This window comes from Mesorhizobium sp. M0185 (assembly GCF_040322175.1).
GTDB lineage: Bacteria > Pseudomonadota > Alphaproteobacteria > Rhizobiales > Rhizobiaceae > Mesorhizobium.
Genome location: NZ_JAMYSY010000128.1, coordinates 1 through 914, shown reverse-complemented (window position 1 = coordinate 914; position 914 = coordinate 1). Strand labels below are relative to the sequence as shown.

At 56.1% G+C, this 914-nt stretch carries 1 protein-coding gene; it reads right to left on the bottom strand.

Going from position 1 to position 914, the window contains the following annotated elements; genetic code table 11:
• Window positions 1-80: 80 nt before the first annotated feature.
• On the bottom strand, window positions 81-914 hold an 834-nt coding region (locus tag NKJ20_RS34045; RefSeq protein ID WP_352749970.1), incomplete at its 5' end, for a hypothetical protein.

The following is a 914-nucleotide window of genomic DNA, read 5'->3' as shown; positions in this document are numbered from 1 at the left end:
GGGCAGAACCAGCGCAAACTCTACCGCGGCAACACCCGAATCACTCCGGAACATCCGGACTTGTAGCCGATCCACGAAAACTACTCGACAAGCTGAACGGTTTGCGTGGCCGGAATGTCTCGCATTCCAAGGCTCGTGCAATCCTGAATGATGTTTGCGTTGCCGGACCATTGCACGGTACTTGCGACGACCTGCGTGCAACCACCTTTGCCCGAGAAATTGCCGAGATAATTGACGCCCTGTGTTGGAAAATACAGAGCGCCGGTCAATAGCGAATCCGCCGTGCCATTAAACGTGTTGGATCCCGCCAGGTTGGCTCTGTCGCCATAGAACAGCACACCTGAATAGGTGCCCGACGTCGGTGCGCTGAGCTTGACGGTCGCCGTGCCGTTCATGCTAACGCCGGAGGTATCGGCCAGATAAATGACGACACCCTCGCCGGAAATATTTGCATTCGAGCTCGCTTTGAAATCGCCTCCCTCAATGACGTATATCCCGGGCGAGAGGGTTACATTGCCGCTCAAGCTGAGCCCCTTGCAGTATGTTCCAGGTTGCAAGGTTGACTGATTGCCGTTTTGACAAGGGTTCGTGGCCGGCGGCGCCGGCAGGTCGGCAAAAGGATCAGCAGCGGGCAGCGCCTGAGTTATCAGGCTGGCGCAAACGGTCTTCACGACGTTGCTCAACGAAACACCGCCTGCCGATATCAGGCAATCGACATCAAGGCTTGCCGATCCCTGAAGTTTGATGGCGTCCGGAGCTATCGAATTCGACATGACGGAGCAGCCTGTCAGTTTTGTGGTCGAACTGCCGGAAAAGAGCGCCGCTTTCGAAGCGGAAGGATCGACCGTCAAAATGCAGGCTTTTGAAGCATCCGTAATAAGAGCCACCGCCCTTGCTTGTGCGCCAACTGCGTT